The organism is Chryseobacterium sp. X308 (assembly GCF_020733145.1).
Lineage (GTDB): Bacteria > Bacteroidota > Bacteroidia > Flavobacteriales > Weeksellaceae > Chryseobacterium > Chryseobacterium cupriresistens.
In genome coordinates, this window is sequence record NZ_JAJFZH010000033.1 from 1 (window position 1) to 22,604 (window position 22,604).

General features: G+C 36.6%; 21 protein-coding genes and 1 pseudogene. 12 read left to right on the forward strand and 10 right to left on the reverse strand.

The genetic code is table 11. From position 1 onward, the window contains the following. Together LIV57_RS21370 and LIV57_RS21375 are read right to left on the reverse strand one after the other, a co-directional pair. A pseudogene (locus tag LIV57_RS21370) lies at window positions 1–694 on the reverse strand (peptidase M28); the annotation flags it as partial. 280 nt (window positions 695–974) lie between these two features. Beyond that, the gene (locus tag LIV57_RS21375; RefSeq protein WP_002978882.1) at window positions 975–1,151 is read right to left on the reverse strand and encodes a histone H1; all 177 of its coding nucleotides are present in this window, start codon (window positions 1,149–1,151) and stop codon (window positions 975–977) included. Between the two features lie 462 nt (window positions 1,152–1,613). Here LIV57_RS21375 and LIV57_RS21380 point away from each other — a divergent pair, with 462 nt between their 5' ends. The 5 genes from LIV57_RS21380 to LIV57_RS21400 all read left to right on the forward strand — a co-directional run bounded on the left by LIV57_RS21380 (window position 1,614) and on the right by LIV57_RS21400 (window position 5,992). Next, window positions 1,614–2,129: a hypothetical protein gene (locus LIV57_RS21380; RefSeq protein WP_227944226.1), complete on the forward strand. Its 516-nt coding sequence runs from the start codon at window positions 1,614–1,616 to the stop codon at window positions 2,127–2,129. Window positions 2,130–2,303: 174 nt separating this feature from the next. Then, window positions 2,304–3,218 (forward strand): helix-turn-helix domain-containing protein, encoded by a 915-nt coding sequence (locus LIV57_RS21385; protein ID WP_227944227.1) that lies wholly within the window; start codon window positions 2,304–2,306, stop codon window positions 3,216–3,218. An 88-nt stretch (window positions 3,219–3,306) separates the two neighbouring features. Then, complete coding sequence (locus LIV57_RS21390; RefSeq protein WP_062675182.1) at window positions 3,307–4,512, forward strand: MFS transporter; 1,206 nt, start codon at window positions 3,307–3,309, stop codon at window positions 4,510–4,512. 164 nt (window positions 4,513–4,676) lie between these two features. Next, window positions 4,677–5,129 (forward strand): MarR family winged helix-turn-helix transcriptional regulator, encoded by a 453-nt coding sequence (locus tag LIV57_RS21395; RefSeq protein ID WP_227944228.1) that lies wholly within the window; start codon window positions 4,677–4,679, stop codon window positions 5,127–5,129. 20 nt (window positions 5,130–5,149) lie between these two features. Then, window positions 5,150–5,992, forward strand: coding sequence for a universal stress protein (locus LIV57_RS21400; RefSeq protein WP_227944229.1), 843 nt, complete (start codon window positions 5,150–5,152; stop codon window positions 5,990–5,992). A gap of 14 nt (window positions 5,993–6,006) precedes the next feature. On the opposite strand, the gene LIV57_RS21405 is transcribed toward LIV57_RS21400, so the two are convergent. Both LIV57_RS21405 and LIV57_RS21410 read right to left on the reverse strand, forming a co-directional pair. After that, window positions 6,007–6,603 carry a Crp/Fnr family transcriptional regulator gene (locus LIV57_RS21405; protein ID WP_227944230.1) on the reverse strand — a complete coding sequence of 199 codons (597 nt, stop codon included), beginning with the start codon at window positions 6,601–6,603 and terminating at the stop codon, window positions 6,007–6,009. Window positions 6,604–6,713: 110 nt separating this feature from the next. Next, on the reverse strand, window positions 6,714–7,070 hold the full coding sequence (locus LIV57_RS21410; protein WP_202838745.1) for a winged helix-turn-helix transcriptional regulator: 357 nt from the start codon (window positions 7,068–7,070) through the stop codon (window positions 6,714–6,716). 118 nt (window positions 7,071–7,188) lie between these two features. On the opposite strand from LIV57_RS21410, the gene LIV57_RS21415 reads away from it, so the two are divergent. The 6 genes from LIV57_RS21415 to LIV57_RS21440 all read left to right on the forward strand — a co-directional run bounded on the left by LIV57_RS21415 (window position 7,189) and on the right by LIV57_RS21440 (window position 14,332). Then, window positions 7,189–7,791, forward strand: a complete 603-nt coding sequence (locus LIV57_RS21415; protein WP_227944231.1) for an FMN-dependent NADH-azoreductase — start codon at window positions 7,189–7,191, stop codon at window positions 7,789–7,791. A 153-nt stretch (window positions 7,792–7,944) separates the two neighbouring features. Then, window positions 7,945–8,370, forward strand: a complete 426-nt coding sequence (locus LIV57_RS21420) for a RidA family protein (RefSeq protein WP_227944232.1) — start codon at window positions 7,945–7,947, stop codon at window positions 8,368–8,370. Window positions 8,371–8,809: 439 nt separating this feature from the next. Beyond that, window positions 8,810–9,256 carry a hypothetical protein gene (locus tag LIV57_RS21425; RefSeq protein WP_227944233.1) on the forward strand — a complete coding sequence of 149 codons (447 nt, stop codon included), beginning with the start codon at window positions 8,810–8,812 and terminating at the stop codon, window positions 9,254–9,256. After that, window positions 9,253–11,328 carry a GMC oxidoreductase gene (locus tag LIV57_RS21430; protein ID WP_227944234.1) on the forward strand — a complete coding sequence of 692 codons (2,076 nt, stop codon included), beginning with the start codon at window positions 9,253–9,255 and terminating at the stop codon, window positions 11,326–11,328. The genes LIV57_RS21425 and LIV57_RS21430 overlap by 4 nt, the downstream gene beginning before the upstream one ends. Before the next feature lie 4 nt (window positions 11,329–11,332). Continuing rightward, window positions 11,333–12,787, forward strand: coding sequence for a ferritin-like domain-containing protein (locus LIV57_RS21435; protein ID WP_227944235.1), 1,455 nt, complete (start codon window positions 11,333–11,335; stop codon window positions 12,785–12,787). 18 nt (window positions 12,788–12,805) lie between these two features. Continuing rightward, on the forward strand, window positions 12,806–14,332 hold the full coding sequence (locus tag LIV57_RS21440) for a peroxidase, FMP-type (RefSeq protein ID WP_227944236.1): 1,527 nt from the start codon (window positions 12,806–12,808) through the stop codon (window positions 14,330–14,332). Window positions 14,333–14,398: 66 nt separating this feature from the next. Here the strand turns inward: LIV57_RS21440 and LIV57_RS21445 are convergent, their stop codons facing one another. The 5 genes from LIV57_RS21445 to gndA form a co-directional block, all read right to left on the reverse strand. Beyond that, complete coding sequence (locus LIV57_RS21445) at window positions 14,399–15,037, reverse strand: TetR/AcrR family transcriptional regulator (RefSeq protein WP_110011162.1); 639 nt, start codon at window positions 15,035–15,037, stop codon at window positions 14,399–14,401. Between the two features lie 694 nt (window positions 15,038–15,731). Then, on the reverse strand, window positions 15,732–16,361 hold the full coding sequence (locus LIV57_RS21450; protein WP_227944237.1) for a TetR/AcrR family transcriptional regulator: 630 nt from the start codon (window positions 16,359–16,361) through the stop codon (window positions 15,732–15,734). Between the two features lie 665 nt (window positions 16,362–17,026). Then, a complete protein-coding gene (gene pgl, locus LIV57_RS21455; protein WP_227944238.1) occupies window positions 17,027–17,737 on the reverse strand; it encodes a 6-phosphogluconolactonase in 711 nt (236 codons plus the stop codon). A 26-nt stretch (window positions 17,738–17,763) separates the two neighbouring features. Then, complete coding sequence (zwf, locus tag LIV57_RS21460) at window positions 17,764–19,245, reverse strand: glucose-6-phosphate dehydrogenase (protein ID WP_227944239.1); 1,482 nt, start codon at window positions 19,243–19,245, stop codon at window positions 17,764–17,766. 11 nt (window positions 19,246–19,256) lie between these two features. Next, complete coding sequence (gene gndA, locus LIV57_RS21465; RefSeq protein WP_227944240.1) at window positions 19,257–20,675, reverse strand: NADP-dependent phosphogluconate dehydrogenase; 1,419 nt, start codon at window positions 20,673–20,675, stop codon at window positions 19,257–19,259. Window positions 20,676–20,927: 252 nt separating this feature from the next. On the opposite strand from gndA, the gene LIV57_RS21470 reads away from it, so the two are divergent. Then, window positions 20,928–21,287: a hypothetical protein gene (locus LIV57_RS21470; protein ID WP_034696561.1), complete on the forward strand. Its 360-nt coding sequence runs from the start codon at window positions 20,928–20,930 to the stop codon at window positions 21,285–21,287. Window positions 21,288–21,448: 161 nt separating this feature from the next. Here the strand turns inward: LIV57_RS21470 and LIV57_RS21475 are convergent, their stop codons facing one another. After that, a complete protein-coding gene (locus tag LIV57_RS21475; RefSeq protein ID WP_216444421.1) occupies window positions 21,449–22,174 on the reverse strand; it encodes a response regulator transcription factor in 726 nt (241 codons plus the stop codon). Window positions 22,175–22,604: the final 430 nt, after the last annotated feature.

Genomic DNA, 22,604 nt, shown 5'->3' on the forward strand with positions numbered 1-22,604 from the left:
CCATAATACCCGTCCAGTTTGAAATGGCAATACCTGCCGCACCCGCTTTTTCCAATGCTTCAGGAAGGCTGTTATTATCATAGCCGATATTCTTTATATAAGCTGCAAAATCTTTGGCAGCCTGATCTTTTTCGGCTTTGAGTTTTTCATACAATTCCGGGGTTGCAAATTCTTTGATCTGTTCATCAGAACGTCCGATTTTCTGGTATTGTGCCATCAGCACAATTTTTCCTTTCACTGAAGGAAGCCATTGATCAAACTCAGCTTTAGAAGACACTTTCGGAAGAGTAATTACCTCTGCCTCAATTGCTTTTTTTGTAGCCGGACTCCATGCCAGCTGAGTTGCTGAAAGAGATTTTATGCGAGGATAGGTCATATCAACATGAGTCGTTCCTCTCTGCCATCCTTTCCATGTTCCGAATTGCTGAAGATTCGCATCTACTCCCCAGGAGCGAAGTTTATTAACACTCCATTCATTTGCTGCCAGCATTTCGGGAGTTCCCACAAGACGAGGCCCGATGCCATCCAACAGTTCAGATGCCAGGTTTTCAAGCTGGGAATTATTATTGACTTCATTTACAAAACTTTTTACGATAGGGTCTAGTCTTTCTTTTGGATCAACCTTTATCTGAGCCCATGAAAACTGGGCAGCCAGCACTACTGCAGGCACTGCAAAAAATCTATTTATCCTCATAATATATATTGATTGGTTTAAAGATAAAAGAAATCAGGGAGATGGTGAAAAAGTCAAGCCTAAAAAAGAGGCTTTTCAATTATTTTTATCAATATTTTATTCAAAAAACAATAATAAAAATTCATCAATAACTGTAATCTACAAAAAACCATCAACATGACAGTCTTTATGATTTTTAGAAATGGTCATTCACTTTCGGCGGGAATAAGTTATTTCAAAGACAACACCATTGAAATCAGTTATAAAAAAAAACCGGCTTCAAAAGCCGGCTAAAGGTGAATTATTTCTTAGCTTCTTCTACAGAAACTTTTCTGAATTCTTTGAACAATTTGCTTAGTTCTAAAGCTGCTTTACGAGCTCTTGTACCAGCTGCTTTGTTTCCTTTTTCCGCTTGTTGGTTTGCCTCAGTTGTGAACGCTTCAAATTCTGCGTTGATTTTTTCAATTAGTTCTTTCATTTATTTAAAAATTTAGGCTGCAAATATAGGTTTTATGGCGATTCCAGCCTAATTGTGTAGAAAAAAAATAGTGGATTTACTCATTTTTTCTGAGTCTTTCTTAAATTCAATTTAAATTTTAAAATAAAATCAAATTATTGTAGAAAATAAGCCATGTTATTCGTTGTGACATAGAGCATCAATGAATATTTAAATAAACTATTCAAAATCAATAAGAACCGAAGAAACATATAGAGAAATCTTCTTAAAAATTTTATCTGTAAATCATTTATTTTCCTCAATTTATACGTATTTGATTACGTTGTTTTAAAAATCCAGTTATTTTGTATTTCTACCAGTATTTTATACTAAATTTTAATGATATAGGACAATTTTAAACAAATAATGTCTGTACCGATGATATTTTAACGAACTGTATCCTTTTTGAATGGATTAATCTTATAATTTTGAATAAAAAATCCCATGGATATCATTTCAAAATTTACAGTAGGTTCTGAAGAGGGAATTTCTGATCTTATAGCCATCATTGATTCTTCCGTTTATGCATTGCACAAAGAATTTGTAACTGAAGAAGAAATTAAAAGATATATTCACAACGAAATAGACCCGAGAAAGATGATCAATGACCTGAACGATCTTTCCAACCAACTGATCATGATGTATGCAGATCAGAAACCCATCGGATTCAGCATTATAAAAAGCGGTTCGGTACATCCGGGAATTCCTGACGGAAAAAGAGCTACAGAAATCAGTTTTGTAATTCTTTCAGAGTTTGATCTTCCTGAAACACGACAGTCTCTCTGGAAAAAATGCAGGTCAGCAGTGAGCTTTACGGATATTATATGGATCAATATCCTGGATCATGATCCGATCGCAGACTTTTTAAAAAAATGTGGTTTTATCGCTGTGAGCAGTTCAAAAGCCGGACCTTTTCAACTGCCGTCTCATACTTTGGAACTGGAGATTAATAAAGGTTAATCCAGCTGCTTTAACCATAGATTCCATAGATATTTGCCTATATAATAGTAATCAATCATTTCTTTAATTCCACAACTATTGAGGAAGACTATCATTTTAATTTCTATTATCTCATTTAAAATGATCTTAAGTAGACAACAGTTTACTTATCTTTGATTTTTATAATTTTTACCTATGAGTGATCAGCTGGAAACAATAGAGGATTATTACAGACGCATCCGTAAAAACCAGATCAAAATGTTTGATTCTGAGGATTTTGAAATGGGAAAATCTCACTTCAATATTTCTATGCGGAAATACTGCAGTTTTAAAAGCCCTTACAACCGTCGTGATTATTATAAAATAAGCTTTATTATTGGAAAGGGCACCATTCATTATGGTACTCATCAGCTGTTTATAGATGGTCCTGCCCTATTTTTTCCTTCTCCAAGCATTCCGTATTCATGGGAGTGTGAAAGCGATGTGCAGGAAGGATATTTTTGTTTATTCAATCAGGAATTTTTTAATGGGAATTCTGAATTCAATCTGTTTAAAAAAACTTCAATGTTCAAGGAATGGAGTAAGCCGGTTGTTTTTCTGACGGAAGAACAGGCTCAGCTGGCAATGCTTTATTTTGATCAGATTTACAGAATGAATAATTCATCCTATCCTTTCCGCTGCAGCAGTATCAAAAGCAATCTTGCTTCTGTAATGCATCTGGCGCTGGAAAACCGTGTGGAAGATATCAATCCTAATGAACTTCCCGCAAATGTACGTCTGTATAAGTTATTTGATGAACTCCTCAACAAACAGTTTCCGCTGGACTCTCCTGCTTATCCGCTGGCCTTAAAAACGCCTTCCGATTTTGCTGCACACCTGAACGTACATGTCAATCATCTGAATTCTTCCGTTAAATCTGTAACCAACCTTACGACCACACAGATCATTAAAGAAAAGATGTTTGAAGAGTCTAAAAACCTGCTGAAGTATACGAATTGGGATATTGCACAGATCGGTTACACTTTAGGATTTGATCAGCCTGCTCATTTTAATAATTTCTTTAAAAAGCATGCGCAGACTTCACCCCTAAAATTTAAGAATCTGTCATAATATTTGATTTTTGTAATTTTTACTTTGTCTTTTAAAATCCGGTTTTGTATTTCTTGACTTATTTTTGCAATGTAAAAAATGAATGAATATGTTGAGAGAAGCATCTGAACAACGAATCAGATTAATTACCATTATGGCTTTCGTGTCTATCCCGCTTTCCGGGTTTGTCACGGATATTTATTTACCATCGTTCCCTTCTATGGCCAAAGAAATGATGGTTTCGGAAAAAGATATTCAGATTACCCTGACATCATATCTGTTGAGCTACGGGATTTCCCAATTATTTGTAGGAGGAATTCTGGACAGTATCGGGCGTTATCGTCCCAAATTGATAGCCTTATTCCTATTGATACTGACCAGTATTTTAATTACGATGACCAACAGTATTCTACTGATCTGTCTGCTTCGTATTCTTCAGGGAGCTGCAGTTTCAGTACTTGTTGTGGCTACGCGTGCTATTTTTGTAGATATTTATGATGCGGAAAAGGTAAAACATTATCTGAGCTACTTTACTATTGTATGGTCCTGCGGTCCTATTCTGGCCCCTTTCCTTGGAGGATATCTTGAGAAAATTTTTAACTGGCATGCTAATTTTTATTTTCTGGCAGCATATGCCGGATTTCTGTTCCTTTTTGAGTGGTTTTTTAGCGGGGAGAGCCTTCCGCAGAAAAAGAAACTGGATCTTTCAGAGAACATCAGCCTTTATAAGATGATGCTTAAAAACAGGATTTTCATGTTGGGGATTTTCATTTTAGGTTTGAGCTACTCTATCGTAATGTTATTTAATATTACCGGGCCATTTATTATAGAAAATACTTTTCATTTTACTCCGGTAGTGATTGGATATTGTACACTGATCTTAGGATTTTCATGGATGATCGGAGGTTTTATAGGCAAACGCAGACTGACTCTGGATTTTAAGCCCAGAATTTTACAGCCCATCTTACTTCAGCTGATCCTGATTGCAGGCCTGATCACCACCAGTTATTTTGCAGAAAGCCTGTTCATTATGATTCCTTTTGCCTTTTTTATTCATATCTGTTCCGGAATTTTATTTACCTCCTTTTTTACGACAAGTATGCTTTACTTTCCGAAAAACGCAGGTACTGCCGGCGGACTGATGGGTGGACTGGTGTATGTAATCACTTCTGTAACAAGTTTCATCATCTCTGTAAGCGGAACAGTAACGGATCAAAAAGGCCTTTCCTGGCGCTATCTGATCATTGCATGTTTCCTTTTGGGGATCATTCTTATTATGCACCAAGCCGTTAAAAAAGAAAAAGCAGAGAATTAGTCTCTGTTTTTATTTTATACTTCAGCATAATTTTTCGCTGTCTACTATTTTATCAAAATTAGTTTTAATTAAAACTAATTTTTTGTATATTTGTTATGATAAGTCATGCTATAAAATCCATCGAAAAAATGCTTCTTATCCTGTTTCATCATTAATATAAAAGTATGCCTGTAAAACAGAATAATCTATCAGAACTTGCTCTGGAGCTTGGCCTGGCAATGAGTGAAATGAAAAGCCGTCTCCGCCAGAAGATCCAGACTATCGTTACTATTTATGATCCGGATCTTTCTTTTGAACTGATTGAAATTCTTGGTTTGCTTTCAAGACATAACGGCATCAATCAGCAGGAAATTGGAAATAAAGTAAGCAAAGACAAATCAAGTATCACCTATCTCATCAACAGCCTTGTAAAAAAGGATCTTGTTGAACGGATAGCTGATAAAAAAGACAGGAGAAACAAACAGATCTTTTTAACTCCGAAAGGTAAACAGATTGTAGAAACCGTTTATCCATGGGCCCTGGATCTTTATAAAAAGGCAGCTGGTGATATAGAAGAAGAAGAGATCAGCAAAGCGCTGCTATTGGTAAAAAAAATGACAGCTAACCTGGAAGAATAAGCACTAAAACATGATACAATATGAGAACAATTCTTGTACCTGTTGATTTTACATCAACTACGGAAAATGCAGTAAGAGTTGCCGCAGACTGGGCAAAAACCTACGAATATCAAAATATTATCCTGTTAAAAACTGCAGGAGAATCTGAATTTGACTACCTGCATATCGCAGAAGGACATTCATTTGTCAATGAAGAAAGTATCAACAACCTGCTGCAAAGGACAGAATTGCTATTCGATCAGTTAACGGACATCATCGCTGAAAAGTCGCCTGAAGTAAAAGTTTCCAGGGTATTGAGCGATTGGGCACTCACCAGAAGTATTAATGAGCTTTTAAAAAACCAGCCGTCTGTAGAACTGATTATCCTGGGAAGTGATGACCAGACTTCTTCTACCGATAGTTTTGTTTCTGAGAATATCATAAGCATTGCCAGAACAAGTCCTGTGAAAACATTAATTGTTCCCAGCAGCTACCATTATTCACCTATTAAGAATATATTTATTCCTTGTGATATTAGAGGTATTAAAAGGCTAGAAAGACTGTTTCACCACAAATCTGTTATTCATAAGCAAGATGTCCGTCTTTCATTTCTCAATATCAACACCAGTGAAAAAGAGAACGAAATGCAAAAAAGAGAACTGGAGGATTACATTCGTGAGCATTTAACGGAAATTCCGAGCAGCATTCATTATTCTCATGATGAAAATATTATAAAGGGTATCCTGAACTTTGCTGTATCAGATCAGGCAGATCTTATTATAGCGCTACCCGGTAAGCACAGCTTTTTGTATTATCTGGCAAGCAGAAGTATTTCCGAAGGAATTTATCAGAACACCTCTCAGCCCGTTTTAATTTTAAAATAACAGAAAACTGAAAGCTAATAATAAATTTTAGCATTTTCAATTTTAACCATGTTCAGCTCTTCCATTTTTTTAACATAGCGGATCACCGTCTCTACCCGAAGACCGGTTAAGGTTGCTATTTGCTGTCTGGTGTAAGGAATCAGAAATGAATAGGGTTCTTCAAAACCAAAATATCTTTTAAGGTGATCAAAAAGCTTCGTAAGTTTCAAAATAGGGTCTGAAATTGCCAGAAAGCTTGAAATCATATATCTGAAATGAAGTCTGTCTGCGGTATATTTATTTATTTCAAGCATTAATAAAGGATTTCCCACCAGAAATTCAAGGAACCTGGTTTTGGAAAGCCTGATAATTTCACAGCTTGTGACCGCAATAGCATTCACAGCATAATGGTGATTGGTAAATAAATAGCTTTCACCAATACAATGGCCATCAAAAGGAAGCCCATGAACAAATTCTTTTCCGTCTTCCAATAAATTATTCAGTTTCACGGTACCATACTTGATCTGAAAATAGAATTTTACAGCAGATCCTTCCTGAAAAATAGTTTCACCTGCTTCATACTTTTCCAAACTGGCTCCGAGGGAAAATAATAATTCTTCTTCTATGATCATCTTACCATTATTAATTTGAGTAAAAATACTTAAAGAATAAGCAATGTTGCAACTTATTAAATACCACAGAAACAGTAATACTCTTTTTCTACACTACTCTTCTTTATCTATTAAGCTGTAATTTTCTTTTTGTGTTTGGAACCCCAATCTGCCAAAGCAGCAATCACATCTTTCAGGGATTCACTATATTCTGTGGGAACATATTCTACCAGCACCGGCTTCTGATCCGTAATCACTGTTCTTTCCACCAGATGATTCACCTCCAGCTTTTTCAATTCGCTGGATAAGACTCTTGCCGAAATTCCATTGATGGTCCGCTGTAACTCATTGAAGCGGGTATGTCCACCCAAAATAGCAATCATTACCCTGATGGTCCACCGCCCACCCAAAACATATAAAGCATCCTCAGTAGCAGCCAGATGAGTACTGCACTGCGGCCTTGAATACACTATTTTTTCTTCTTCCATTCTTCTGTTTTTACTTATTACTAACCTAAATGTTATTACTAACCTTTTGGTAACTACTATCTTTTTATTAGTAAATATAGATAATTTTGAAACATCAATTTTAAAAAAAATAAAAAAAATGAAACGTGTACTTCATATCATTTCAAGCCCAAGAAGCGAATCATCAATCAGTAAAAAACTGGGTAATGCTGTTGTAGAAAAAATTGCCGCAAAGTATCCTGACAGCGTTTTTAAAAAGCGTGATTTGACCAATCCGCTTTTTCCCCATTTGGAAGAAGCTCATATCAATGCATTTTTTACTCCAGCTGAAAACCGCACTGCTGAACAGCAGGAAAATGTAAAACTTTCAGACACGGTAATTGATGAATTACATGAGGCTGACATTATCATTATTGAAGCTCCCCTTTACAACTTCAGTATCACTTCTACATTAAAATCATGGCTTGATCATATTGCCAGAGCAGGAAAGACATTCAGCTATAGCGAAAACGGCCCTGAAGGCCTGGTGAAAAATAAGAAAGTATACCTTGCCTTTTCAAGTGGCGGTGTGTATTCTGAAGGAGAAAGACAATCTTATGATTTTGTAGTTCCTTACTTAAAACAAACACTGGGCTTTATGGGGATGACGGATATTTCTGTTGTCCGTGCAGAGGGACTTTCTGTTCCGGTGATACAGGATACAGCCCTGCAAAAGGGGATTGAAAGTATTGTTGTAGAGTAAAAACTAAAAATGCTGTTCCTTTGAACAGTATTTTTTTGCATCAGAATTTTATTATTGATGAAAGTATGTAAAGGATTAAAAATATTTTCCTCAACATATGTAGAGTTTTTTTCAATTTTTTTTGCTCATTTTTACTTTATTAAATAAAAGATTATGGAAAAAAATAAACAGCCTAAACTGATCAATCCTGCTGAGTTATTTGATCCCGGCCCTTATGGCTTCTCTCACAGTATTGCTGTGGAATCTCCATCAACGATGTGTTTTATATCCGGACAGAGCGGCGGCGTAGGTGACAATCATGTGCTGGCAGATGACTTTAAAACTCAGGTTCAGGATGCTTTGAAAAATTTACAGATTGTTTTACAGAGCCATTCCATGACATTTGAAAATATAGTTAAAATCACCTTGCTTATTGTTGATCACAACCAGGAAAAACTTGAAATATGGGCAGAGGAAGCCAGAAAAGTCTGGAAATCTTCGTTCCTGCCTGCGAGTACACTTATTCCTGTAAGCCAACTGGCTTTGCCGGGAATGATGTTTGAGATCGATGCCATTGCTGTAAAACAGCTGGCCAACTAGAAATATCTGATAATGGTATTATAACTCTTACCTTCAACCTTATTAATTTAAATCCTGCCTGAAAATTCAATTCAGGCATTTTTTTATCTATTACCAGCAATCGTCACTGTTTATCCGATATTTTTCAATGACAGATACCATATTATTTAAAATAATTCTAAACTAAGTGAAAATAAAATCTCTTATAAATACTTCAAATAAAGGATTTATTACAAAAAATTAAAACACCGTTAATTCAAATTACGTAGAAATACTGAATCTTATCTGCCGGGATGTGATTAATTTCGAATAAACAAAAACTGCTACTATGGATCGCTTGAAATACAGTCAATCATTTCTGAAAAAGAGGTGTTATCTGAAATATCCGGCAGCTGTAGATCAATCAGCTTGAACCTTCTGTAAAAGGAGTTGAAGATATTGAATCCAAATTTTTTACGAAATGAATATTATTAACAAAATTCTCAACGTCGACGATTATTATTTCGACGTGTTCATGTCTATCTCGGAAGCGCTTACCGGGTTTACGGTAAACGAACTGCAGTCAACAGGGCTTGCAGAAACCTATTACACTTATGTTTTAAAAAGCCTGGAAGCAGCTACTTTCGTAGAATTCCTTACGGTTTCTAAAAATATCCTTGAAAGTTCTTCCGGTGAAGAGGAATTAAAAAAGGCTATTCAATCCGAAATTATTGCCCACCCGGGAATGAATGACATTTCAGGAAAAGTAATCACCATGTGGTATCTGGGAACCTGGGAAGGAGCGTATATCAATGATTTGTCTTACAAGGAAGGCCTTGTCTGGAATCTGATGTACTCCCACCCGCCGGGAGCCAAACAGCCGGGCTACAAATCTTGGAATATTAAACCTGTAAACACCCAATCATGAATCCAACCCATAACAAAAAAGATGTGATCATTGTAGGAACAGGGATCGCAGGGTCATTAATCGCAAAGCTATTATCCGACCACGTATTTGACGCAACCAAAGGAAAAATGGTCCATCGTGCAGATGCCGGAAAATCCGATAACATCAGGGAAATATCAATCCTTATGTATGAAGCAGGTCTGGAAGCTGGTATTGAGCTGGATTCCGTATCCTCAATGACCACTTATAATGAATATATCCGTACTTTTTACAGAGAGGAAGCCAAAGTTCCCAACTCTCCTTATCCGAACTTAAAGCAGGCTCCTTCTCCCAACGTTCTGGATATGGAACATATTGTCCAGCCGTATCCGGATAAAAAAGGGTATCTCGTTCAGTTCGGGCCGATGCCATTCGCAAGTGATGCGATACGGGTAGGCGGCGGAACTACCCTTCACTGGCTGGGAACTACACCAAGAATGCTCCCCAACGATTTTAAACTTACCGAAAAATACGGCATCAAGATTCCAAAACCGGATTCTGATGAGAAAACTGCTGTCGACTGGCCGATAAGTTATGAAGAATTAAGGCCTTATTATGAGATGGCTGAGTTTGAAATCGGGGTTTCCGGGGATGTTTCAAGACAGGAATATCCAATTACAGAGAAGACGGAAGAATATTATGGAAACTATGTATTTCCGATGGAAGAAATTCCTCAGAGTTATATGGATCATAAGATTATTGAGGGACTTAAAGGGACAAGTGTAAAGCTGAGTTCAGGAGAGATTCCTTTAATGATGGTACCTTCTCCACAGGGAAGGAATTCCATTCCAAATCCAAAATACGGAAAAACGAAGATCATTAAAGCAGAACCAAAGGATTCCGGTTATAAACTGGTTTTAGACAGTTCTGAAAAAGAAGAATACAAAGCTCTTGGTTCTGTGTGGAATCCTTATATGGGAGAACGCTGTGAAGGGAATGCTTCGTGTGTTCCGATCTGTCCTGTTCAGGCGAAATACAATGCGTTAAAAACATTGAAAAAGGCTTTATATAAAATGAATGATAATGATAACCTGAGCCGTAATCCATTCATGCAGATTCAGGCGCAGAGTGTGGTTTACAGGTTAACCATTGATCAAAATGATAGTCATAAAATTTCAAAAGTCCATCTGAGAAAATATATCTCAAAAGAAAAAACCGATTTTGTTGAAGAATCTATTGATACGTCTGATGCCATAGTCATTCTGGCAGCCAATGCTTTTGAAAATCCTAAAATTCTGTTGAATTCAAAATATACAACTCCAGATGGTGTAAAAACAGCAGCCAACAGCAGTGATCAGGTGGGGAGAAACCTGATGGATCATATGGTAATGCTTACCTGGGGACTTTTCCCTGAACCGGTATATCCGTACAGAGGTCCGGGTTCTACTACAAATATTTCTTCTTTCCGTGACGGAGAGTTCAGAAAGAACTTTTCAGCATGGATTTCTCCGCTTGACAATTGGGGCTGGGGCTGGCCGGCATTTTCTCCGGGTTCTGATGTGGCAGAATTTATCAAATATAAAAAATTTGGGGCAGAATTAAGAGAAAAGCTCACCGACAGACTTTCAAAGCAGGTATTATTCCATTTTGAAATTGAACAGCTCCCGAATCCCAATAACAGAGTAACCATTAATGATGAGTATCTGGATGTTCTCGGAATTCCACGACCTGTTATTCATTATGAACTGACAGAGTACGAAATGAAAGCAATGGAGCAGGCAAAAGATGCTTCGGATCAAATGTTTAAAAGATTAAACATTACGGATTTCACAAAATATACTGCGGAAGACAAAAATTCTGTGATCTATAACGGAGTGAGATATTCTTATAATGGCGCAGGACACATTGTAGGAACTCACAGAATGGGTTCTAAAGCTGAAGAATCCGTAACCAACAGCTACTGCAAAACCTGGGATCATCCGAATTTATACGTCGTAGGCGCGGGAAATATGACCACGCTGGGAACATCAAATCCTACTTTAACATTATCAGCATTCACGATCCGTTCGGTAGAATCCATCCTTGCTGACCTTGAAATTCAACTTAAAAAATAACAACATGAGACAAAGACTTATCAATAAAACAGTTCAACCACAGGAAACTTTTTTAACAGCAGGCAGAATGGCTTCCAGAAGTGCCGCGGTTACAGAAGCTATTTCATTACCTTCTTTATTATTTGATTCAACATTAAGCAAAGAAGACTGGATAGAGGGATTAAAGCATCACAGCAAAACAGTTACTAATCTTTTATTGAATGATCAGATTGAAGACTTTAACACCTATCTGGAATCTCAGTTCGGTTCAGGAATTTCAGAGATGAAAAAAGAGGTAACAGAAATTGATTACAAACCGGTTTTACAGGACCTTCTGCAGACAGCAATTCTTATCGAACATTCTACAATTCCACCCTATCTTACGGCTTTGTACTCGATCAAAGACGGAACCAATGCTCTGGCTTCACAAATTATCAGAAGTGTTGCTGTAGAGGAAATGCTTCACCTGATTATGGTGTGTAATGTATTGAATGCCATCGATATTCAGCCATCTGTCAACAAAAAGGAGAACTACCCTGTTTATCCCATGAAATTACCGATGAACGTTGATTTCTATGTAGGGTTGGAAACATTCTCAAGCAACAGTATTGCCACGTTTATTGCCATTGAAAGTCCGAGTGCATCTGTGGTAAAAGCTCCGAAATATGATGATGAAGCGGAGATTTCTGAACTATACTCTCAAAGAGCTGCCGTACAGGAAAAACACCTCTGGACCCTTGAAAACATGAAAGGTTTCATCATGGAAAATGTACACACCATTGGTGAATATTATGATGTATTATTCTTCTATATTGTTGTTTTCCAAATCATTGCTTACTATAAAGCACATGGGACACTTCCGACAAACTTTGAGGAATTAAATACCGGAGGAATTTTCACAGGAAATCCGGCAAAACAGATCCGCCCTGAGCAATATTACGGAAGCGGCGGGAAACTTCATTCTGTAGAAGCCTTGACAGGAGTAATTGCCGTCTTCCAGGAAATCAAAGGGCAAGGTGAAGGCGCAGATGATTCTATTTTCGATGTAGATCCGTCCCAGTTTGAAGAAGGGGTTGAACTGGCTCATTATTTCAGGTTTAAAGAAGTTTTCCATGAGCATTTCTATCTGGGAGGAAACTATGAGCCTTTCATGGATGAAAATGGAATGATGCCTGTAACCACTCCGCCTACAGGAAAAGATCTTCCGGTAGACTGGAACGAAGCCTATCCTATGAAACCTAACCCTAAACTGGAGGATTACGTCAAAAACAAAGAATTATATGCCCAAGGTGTGGAGTTTAATAAAACCTACAAACGTTTGTTAGATGCTATACAAAGCGCTGTAGAAGGAAATCAGAGAGAACTGGAAAAATCCATTATGTATATGTATGCTCTGAAAGAACAGGCTGTAAATCTGATGAAACAACCGTTGGATGCTCAGACCAATGCGGGGCCAACATTCGAATACATCGACCTATAACCATAAAAACGATATATCATGCTTAAAAGAAAAAAAGAGAGCCCGGAAGCAGGAGGAGAACAGCTGTTCCGCAGAATGCCGGGACAAAGTGAGGTTAATCTGGCTGAATTAATGGACGGATATTCTAAACTTCTTATTGATGATCCGGTAAGACCATTCAGGGAAGACAACCTGCAGGCTATTGAGAATAATGTGGATTATGGAGTTCTGGCTGCCCTGGACGGCACATGGGTAAGCTATAATGTCAATTACAATAAAGATGTTACCAACCCTTCGTTAGCGAGCGGAGTACATACAACCATCATGCCTTCTCCCGGAACCAATCCGGGCACAATACCCGGAAAGTTCGCATTTACCAGTGAAGAATATATTGAGAAACTTACCTTTTCCATCGTTCCCGGCGGAGTACGTAATCGTGGCGGTGCCAGTGAGCTTTTTTGCGGAGCAGTTAAGTACGAACAAAGCATTAAAAGTGTTAATGCAATACCGGGACAGGATGCGCTGAAATATACCCCTATCCACGAAGAAAACGGAATGTACCTATGGCTGAGTGATGTCTATAACCATGCAGCAACGAAAGAATCTATTGAAAGAGACCGCGGTATTCATGCCGTTTTAACAGAAGATGCAAAGTACGGATATACCGGCGAATACAGAGACGAGCCTCTGCTAAGGATAACACCGGATGGAGAACCCAACCCTCAATACATTCTTCAAAGCCAGCTGCAACCGGGACAGCCTTATTATGAAATCATTCCGGCACAGGAAATAAAGCCGGGAGCAGGGCTTGATGGTCCTTATTTTATCCCGGACTACTCTATCTCCCGAAGCGGTGTTATTCCGCATGGAAGCACCATTACTTTGCTTGGAGATATCATTCCTCAGAATAAAGATAAGACAACGTACTATTTAATTGAAGGTTCACCTCAGTTCCCTTACGGTAAAGAGGCTTGGGAAACCAATCATCTTTCCATTTCACGGACTATGGGAAATGCCGGAGTAACTCCGGAAGAAATTATTGATCTTGACCAACCGGCACCGGCGTGGGTTCATGAAAAACTTAATGATAATAATGATCCCGGCTCCAATAAGATCTATACCCAGAGAATTCTTGCAGACAATTTATATCCTTACTCTGTACGGCCTGACCTGAGGCTCAGGGATACGTTAAGAGGCCAGAAAGTCAGCAATCATGTTCATGTGAGAATGTCTTCAAAAATGAAAACAGGAGCACAGGGAGGCGTGTTGAATGTTCCGTTTGTCAACCGTTTCGTTCCGACTGTTGAGGTGGATATGGATATGTGGATTGAAACAGTAATTGAAGATGGAAAAGAGATTCTTCAGCTGCAGTACGAGCAGATTGTATTTTTTGAATTTGATTTCGGGAATGACGGAGGTACCACAAGCTGGCCTCATATCCAGGTAAATACCCTGCGAAAGATACAGGATATTCCTGAGGATCAGAGAAAGGTAATTGAAGAGCAGTTCTATAATACCGGAGTAAATACCGGTACAGCTTCTGGCTGTCCTTATCATAAAGGATAGAATACCATAAGTATCATATAAAAAAGGGGCAATAGTTTGCCCCTTTTCTATGTTCTTTAAATTAGATTAAAGATTATCGTGGGTTTGTTGTACCATGAAAGATATCGCCTTTTTGATTTTTTCCCGTCCTTCAGGCGTATTGGTATCTATCCCACAGAAAATACTTCCGTTCAGAGACGAAAACATATTCAGATAATACAATCCTGACACCATGATGGCCATAATAGAACGATAGGTATCCATTTTATCCTTAAAATGTGATTCCATCAATAATTTGAAGATATATTCTCCGTTTTCCTCCTGAGTGTCAATCAGTTTTTTTAATGATTTCCGGGGCTCAGAAATAGTCCACAACAATAATTTTTGAGCTTCTTTATTGGCGTATACGTAATCAAACTGGGAAAGCAGCATATGCTCGATAAATTCTCTGCCTCCATCTTCAAGATTCGGTTTCATCTTTTCCACTTCCTCGCTGGTTACTTTTACCCAGAAATCCTGTGTACGAACATATTCGTCCATGAGGCCATCCATTCCGCCAAAATAGGTATAGATCATTTTCTTATCTACCCCGGCAGTCGCAGCGATATCATTAATCTTCAACCCTGCATGTCCCTTCGTTTTCAGTATTTTTCCAACGGCGTCCAAAAACTTTTTTTTGCTGCGCTCCTTATTCCTAATACTACCTGATGCTGACTTTCTTTCCATGACTAAACATTCAATATACAAGATACAAGTTTAAGAAAATTTTTTTTATTTTAGACACCAGTTAGTGTCTAAAACAATCTATTTGTATATATTTGTACAAACTATAACCATTCAATATACAAAACACTATTGAAATTGAGAATTAAAAACTATTCAGATTGTATCGTTAGTTCCCTCAGTTTAAAATATTTCGAACAAGAATGACTGAGGTAAAAACAACAACAGCATCATTTTTTACAGTGATGCTGTTTTTTACATAGCAAATAATGGCTTGATATTAAATAAATATTTTCTACAGATATCCCTGATCAACCCTTCTTTGTTATTAAAGACGCTATTTTAAACTATTTCATAGACTTAGCTTAATCAAAAGCATCGATAAAGAGAAATTTTCACATCAATACTGAAAAATAATATACTGATTTTCAACAAATTAAATAAAATAACGAAAAATATTACAATTTTACACACTTATCAGTGTCTTATTTTATATATTTGTACAAACTAAAACCATCTACATATTTTAAAACACTTTTTAGGTTGAAAAATAAGACAATTCAAATTGTATTATTTTAGTTCCCTCACTTTATGAGAATTTCGGATACGAAACAACTAAGGTAGAAACACAACTTACATACAGACCATTAGATTTCTAATGGTTTGTTTTTTTATAAGTTTCAGATTCCAAAAGGTTCTACAGGTTTTTGCAGGTATGATGCAGCAGAAAAGAAACAGCTTTTTTTATTTCATCCCGTCCTTTGGTTGTGCTTATATCAATTCCGCAGAAAATACTCCCATTGATTTCGGCATACATATTCAGGTAGTATAATCCTGAAGTCATGATCGCCATGATGGCACGAACATTTTCAGCATTATTTTTAAAGTGGAAATCCGTTAAAAGCTTAAAAATGTATTCCCCGTTTTTTCCCTGAGTTTCGGTGAACTTTTTTAAAGATTTACGGGATTCTGATAACCGCCAAAGAAGTAGTTTTTGTGCCTCTTTGTTGGTGTGAATATAATCAAATTGAGAGAAAAATGTGTTTTCCATAAAGGATTTTCCTCTATCGTCCACCTGGGGTTTTATTTCCTCAATCATTATTTTACTCCAGTAATCCTGTGATTCTATATACTCATCTATCAGACCATCTATTCCTCCAAAATAAGAATAGATCATTTTCTTATCAACCCCGGCTGTAGCAGCAATACTATTCACTTTCAAGGCAGTATATCCTTTTGTTCTCAGTATTTTTCCAACGGCATCCAAAAATTTTTTTTTACTGCGTTCCTTGTTCCGGATATTCCCTGCTGCTGACTTTCTTTCCATGGTACACTTTTCAATCGTACAAGTTTATGAATTTTTTTTCATTTTAGACACTTTTTAGTGTCTAAATGTATATATTTGCATTAACTAATAACCATTTTATATAAACAGACAATCAGAGTTGTGAGATTGAGAGTGATTAGATTGCACCGTTAGTTCCCTCAGTATAAATATATTACTATTCCATTACTGGGGTAAAACATTACGACAGCATCATTATAAATGATGCTGTTTTTGATTAATAAGGGTATTTTTTTAGTTTTTGATCAGTTAAAACTTAATTTTTTTAAATTTCATGGCCTCATAAAAGTCCCTTCAACAAAGGGTTTTCTTCACATTGCCAGACTGTTGATCATTTTTTTTCTTATTTTTTTCTCATGTTAGACACTTACAAGTGTCTTATTTTGTATATTTGCTTCAAACTAATAACCATTTTTATATAGAAACACTCATTGAGTTGAAAAATTAAAGTTTCGAACAAAAAGCAACTAAGGTAAAAACATTAAATGCAGCAGCATCATGAGTTCTCTAATGGTGCTGTTTTTATTTAAAAACTTATTTTAGTTTGACCTACAGAAAATTGTATATACCGGGAATCCGGTATTAGAATAGTTGATATGAAGAGAGACTGTCCAAGGACAGTCTCTTATTTTTAAATTGAAGTTGTATTAGCCTTTTGCTTTCTCATCTGTAAAAAACTGAAATCCATTCTTCTTCTCAATAAGCTGCATTGGATATAACGAAGGATTATATTCACCATTCAATACTTCATTCAGTGCATGCTTTTTAGATTCCCCGAATGCAATAACCAGGATATTTTCAGCATGATTAATGATGGGTGCAGTCAATGTAATTCTGAACATTTCCTGAGGCTTAAGATAATAAGCAGCTACCCATTTTTCTTTTTCATTTAAAACATCTTCGCCTGGAAATAATGAGGCTGTATGGCCGTCGTCTCCCATTCCTAACAGGATAAAATCAAAAACACCCTCATCACCAAGAACAGTTCTTATCTTTTGTTCATAAGTTTTTGCATAGTCTTCAGGAGTTATTCCTCCGGCATACATAGGAAAGATATGGCTTTGGTCAACAGGAACCTTACTGAGAAGTGCCTCATCTGTCATCCGGAAGTTGCTCTTATCATCGTTTAAAGGAACCCATCTTTCATCTACCCAAAAAAAGTAGACTTTATTCCACTCTATCTTTTCTTTATATTCCGGTGTTGCCAATAATTTGAAAATAGCTTTAGGGGAAGAGCCTCCACTTAACGCCACCACAAAACGGCCATTTTTCTGAATAGATTTTTTTGAAAGATCAACAAATGCATCTGCTGCCTTTGTGTACAGTTTTTCCAGATCGTCAAATACTGTGATATTCATTTTGTCTGTTTAAATTTTATTTTGTTTTATACCCAGCTGTGCCCTTGTCTTTCCACTAAAGCATTAACATCTTCCGGACCCCAGCTTCCTGCTTTATAATTCGGGAAAGATAAATCTTTGTTATTTTCCCATGCTTCCTGTATGGTAGTCACAACATCCCATGCCTCTTCCACCTGATCGGAACGCATAAATAAGGTAAGATCTCCTAAAAGAGCATCCTGTAACAAGGTTTCATACGCTTCCGGAGTATCTTCCTGACAGGCAAAATTATCGAAAATCATTTCTGCAGGTTTCAGATCCAATGTCAGCCCGGGTTTTTTGGTCATGAACTGTAATCTGATATCCATCATGGGCTGAATATTAATGATCAACCTGTTGGCTGATAAAAGATGCGGGCTGTCTGAGAACGTTGAGTGAGGAAGCGGCTTAAACTGAATGGTAATGTAAGAATGCTTTTCTTTCATTTTCTTTCCGGTACGGACATAGAAAGGAACATCCTGCCATCTTTCATTATCCAGATAAAATTTAATTGCTGCAAAAGTCTCTGTATTGGAATCCGGAGCAATTCCTTCTTCCTGGCGGTAGCCTTTCACCTCCACACCGTTGATGGTTCCTTTTCCATACTGGCCTCTTACCGCATAATGATCTACCTGATCGGAAGATATTCTCCGAATTGATTTCAGAACGTCAACTTTCCTGTCTCTGATTTCACCTGACTGCAATGAAGCCGGTGGTTCCATAGCCACCATACACAGGATCTGCAACAGGTGATTCTGAATCATATCTCTTAACGCACCTGTCTGTTCGTAGAATGCTCCTCTTGTCTCTACTCCCACTTCTTCCGCTACCGTAATCTGTACCGATTCTATATATTTATGATCCCATAAAGGTTCAAAAATAGAATTTCCAAATCTGAAAGCCAGTATATTCTGCACCGTTTCTTTTCCCAGATAGTGGTCGATACGGTAGATCTGCTCTTCTTCAAATGTTTTTGCCAAAAGGCTGTTCAATTCAACAGCAGATTGTTTATTGTGACCAAAAGGCTTCTCGATAATGATACGGTCTTTTTTCGGATCAGAAGCTAGTAAAGTCGTTTTGATATGATTGGATATTGTAGAAATAAAGTTGGGCCCGATGGATAAATAAAACAGTCTGTTTGCTCTCATTCCGTAAACGGTATCGAAATCCTGCAGTTTCTGCTGCAGATTTTCGTAAGAACTTTCTTCATCCAGCTGATGCTGAAAGTAAGTAATATGAGCCTGAAAACCTGCCCAGTCTTCGGAAGTCACTTTTTTTCTTGAGAAACTTTCAAGGTTTTCTTTGATATAATTTCTGAAGTTTTCGTTGGTATTTTCAGCTCTTCCCAATGCTACAATATTGAAGCCTTTGGGCATTCTGCCATCGATATATAAGTTGTAAAATGCCGGAAAAAGTTTTCTTTTTGCCAGATCGCCTGTAGCACCAAAAATAACAATAGTTGTTGGCTGCAAGACTTTATTTTGATTCATTTTTCCGAATTTTAGTTGTTTGCACTCTGCCAGGAAGTATGAAAAACTCCTTCTCTGTCAATACGCTGATAAGTATGAGCTCCGAAATAATCACGCTGAGCCTGGATAAGATTCACGGGAAGAGATTCTGTAGTATATGCATCAAAATATCCTAAAGCTGTCTGAATTCCCAAACTTGAGATTCCGTTGGCAACGGCATATCCTGCTGTTTTTCTTAAAGCTTTGATTTTTGATTTTACCAATTCAGAAATATCCTGATCCATAAGAATATTGGAAAGATTAGGATTTTGGGTATAAGCGGAATAGAATTTTTCCAGCAAAACTGAACGGATAATACATCCCCCTCTCCAGATTTTCACAACATCTTTCAATGGAATTTCAAAGCCGTATTCTTCAGATGCTTTTACCAGTAAAGATAAACCTTGTGCATAGCTGATCAAGGTAGAAAGGAAAAGAGCATCGCCAACCTCCTGAATGAATAATTCTGTATTTTCAGGCTTTTCAATTTCGTTATCGGCATATATTTTTGAAGCCTGAACTCTCTCGTTTTTATAAGCAGATAAAATTCTTGAAGTTACTGCAATATCAATCGTAGGGATAGAGACTCCGATTTCCATGGCCTGTTCAGAAGTCCATTTCCCGGTTCCTTTTGCTCCTGCCTTATCTAAAATCTGATCTACAAGATAGCTATCTGTTAACGAATCTTTTTGTGTGAAAATATCTCTGGTAATTTCAATAAGGAACGAGTTCATTTCGCCGTTATTCCATTCTTTGAAAACCTGATAAAGCTGTTCGTTATTTAAACCTGCTCCTCTTTTAAGGAGATCATAAGCTTCACTGATCAGCTGCATTATGGCATATTCAATACCGTTGTGTACCATTTTCACATAGTTTCCGGCAGATCCTTTCCCCATATATGCTGTGCACGCTTCGTTGTCTACTTTGGCTGCTATGGCTTCCAGCATCGGTTTCAGAAGTCTGAATGCTTCCAGATCACCTCCCGGCATTATACTTGGACCTGTTCTGGCTCCTTTTTCACCTCCTGACACTCCCATTCCCATAAAATGCAGTTTTTTAGATGCCAGGTCAGCAACACGTCTGTTGGTATCTTCGAAATAAGAATTTCCTGCATCAATCACGATATCACCTTCACTTAAAAGTGGGGTAATATTTTCCAGCACAGCATCTACAGGTTTTCCTGCAGGAACCATAAGAATAATTTTTCTTGGAACTTCCAGTGCGGATACGAAATCTTCTAAAGAGCCTGTACCTTTTACCTTCATTTCTGAAGCAGCTCCGCCTTCTAATTCTTTCACTTTTTCCTGATCAAGGTCGAATCCTGCGATTGAAAACCCGTTGTCAGCGATATTATAAAGCAGATTCCGCCCCATTACTCCAAGGCCAACCATCCCATAACTATATCTTTCCATTATATTGGTATTAATATGAATTTTGTTATACAGACAATAAAATTACGGAAATGCCTATTATGAAAAAAATAAAAGGAAATAAAAAGTTGAGAGCACTTTTGTTTTTCTCTCATTTATAAGGCCCTAATATTCACATTTTCACATGATTTTGTGTTTACAGAATAAAATTCGATCATTAATATGGGAATGATCTATTAAAACAGTCTGTTTTTTGGCATAATTAAACTTATATTTGCCAAAATTTATAAAGTAATGAACTATAAACTTGAACTCAACACTCAGGAGCCTAATTCTAAAATCGTTTTTAATAATATCATATTTGATTCGTTCAAGATTAATATAGTTGAAAGATATATCGGGTCAATGAAGGCTCGTCCTACATTATGCGAGGTTTTATTTAAAGTAAGAACTTTAGATAATGTCATTATCAACAGAAAAGACGGTAATATAAGAGTAAAGATAAAGGGTGATGATTTTGAAACATATCAGAAATTATCCAGAGACCTGAACTCTTATGAATACAAAAACAAACTGATTAACAGAAAAGAGGTGGAACAGAATTATGTTCATTTCATCCTGAGTTTAGTAATTACAAATTATCAGCTTAATTAAGCTGTTCCGGGCATTCTCCTTCTATCATTTTGCAGAGGGAGAATGTTCAGAAAACAATACACAGAAATCAACCGGTTTTTAATTAAAAACGGTAAGTTATACTGAGCGTTCTATTTTGATTCTCAGCGATTTCGAGCTGGAAATATTTAAAAAAGTATAGTTTAAATCAAATTATTCGTTATTACGTAGGATATTGCCTCGATGATATTCTTCACTCCAATTCTCTCAAACAATTTGCTTCTGTGAAACTTTATGGTACTTGGTGACACAAACAATTGTTCTGCAATTTCTTCTATTTTTAATCCCTGAAGATAAAGCCGTATTATTTCTATTTCCCTTAATTTTAGGGCAACTTTAGATTCTTCTGTCCATTTTCCAGTGAAGAGATTATACTTCCAATAGGTTTCTGAGGTATTAGAAACGATCCTGATATTTCCCGCAGACCGGTTAAGAGAATAGGACACTACACAGACTATTTTGGAAATTTCTCCATCATCAAAGAGTTCTATAGGTGTAATCTTATGATTGACAAGCACATCTACACTGTTGGCATATTTAAGATGAAAATCATAGGTAATGGTATGTACTTTTTTTTCTTCAGGTGAAAGACATTCAAAAAACTTTAATCCGTTGGTACTTACTTTCTTTAATATGTCAAGATCTGCCTTCTTGGTGTATTTACGAAAAAAATTATAACCCATCTTTTCAACTTCAGCAGCACTTAAACCAGAAAAAAGAAGAGGATTCTCAGAAATAAACTCTAATTTTCTTGTTTTAAGATCTGCAATATAAACACAGCCCAGACTGGTTTCCGATACCGCTTTTAGTACATTAAGATACTTCTCTGATGCCTTTCCGGCATGTAATGAATTATTTTTATCACTCATATTTTTGACATGATAATAAGATATAAAACTTTTTTATTAAGTGACTTTTGCAAACATATTCATAATTAAGCTAAATAAAAAATCTATCAAAACTTAATTATAATTAAACTAAAAACTATAAATCATTTATTTTGATAATAAAAAAATCTATACAACTTCATTTTATTACATTTTCAATACCCGGAAAATTACATTTCCGCACTTGTAGGGAGATAAAAAAAGAGAAAGAATGGAAGAAAAATATTTATATAAATCATTATTTTTAAATGAAACTTGTATTTTTCTGTTTTGAAAGCATTTTGGGAAGATCAGTTTCTTATTAATTCATCAATCTTTGATTTAAAACTATACAAAAGTATAGTCATATTAAGTTTTTATTAAATTATTTTTACCCCAAGTCACAATCATAAAAACTAAACTAAGAAAACTA